We start from the raw sequence: 778 nt of genomic DNA, 5'->3' as shown, positions 1-778 counted from the left end.
GGGGTCGATGGTGCGCCGCTGGCGGTGGGTGCGGCCGGTGGTGCGTCGGCGGGCAGGAGCATGGTCCAGCCGGGGCGGATGAGGTCGGGGCGGGTAAGACGGTCGCCGTCGGGTTGTGTCCGGCCGTGGTTGAGGTCGAACAGCTCGCGGTAGCGCAGGGGGTCGCCGAGGTGGGTGGCGGCGAGGCTCCACAGGCTGTCGTGCGCCTGGACCGGCACGCTGCGACCGGGCTCCTCCCGCAGGGCGGAGTCGGACCGGGTGAGCGGAGCGGACGCGGTGTGGGCGGGCGCGACGGAGGCGACAGTGACGGTTGGGGTGCGCCAGGCGGCCAGCGCGACGGCGGGGCCAGTGGGGGCGGGTTTGCTGCGGCTGGCGGCGAGGACGAGACCGGTGAGGATCGTGCCGACCAGGGCGGTGGTGAGGGCCTGGGGCAGGCCGGCGGTGGGCAGCCGTGGCCGGCGCCGACCGGTCGCCCGGCTGATCGTTTCGGCCAGGGTGGACAGGGCGAGCAGGAGGTAGAGGTACCAGAACAGGCAGCCGAGAACGCCTGTGATCAGCCGCCGGTCCAGCGGATTGGTGAGCGCGGCGGTCGTCTCGGCGCGGCTGGGAACGTGATGGGGCAGGGGCCAGCCGATCAGCCGCCACATGACCAGCGGCGCGACGACCAGACAGGTCAGCAGGACGGCGAGGGCGGCGAGCGCGTGCAGCAGCGCGACGATCCGCCGGCCCGCGCTAGCCGAGGGCACGCTCGTGGGGTTGGGGGTCATGGGGTCGGTCC

Annotated in this window: 1 pseudogene; it reads right to left on the bottom strand. The window is 74.7% G+C overall.

Annotation, left to right across the window (positions count from 1 at the left end):
• Window positions 1-767, bottom strand: a pseudogene (locus tag C1A33_RS26785) (LysM peptidoglycan-binding domain-containing protein); the annotation flags it as partial.
• Window positions 768-778 lie beyond the last annotated feature (11 nt).

The organism is Frankia canadensis, assembly GCF_900197875.1.
GTDB lineage: Bacteria > Actinomycetota > Actinomycetes > Frankiales > Frankiaceae > Frankia > Frankia canadensis.
This window is presented reverse-complemented; position numbering and strand designations above follow the sequence as displayed.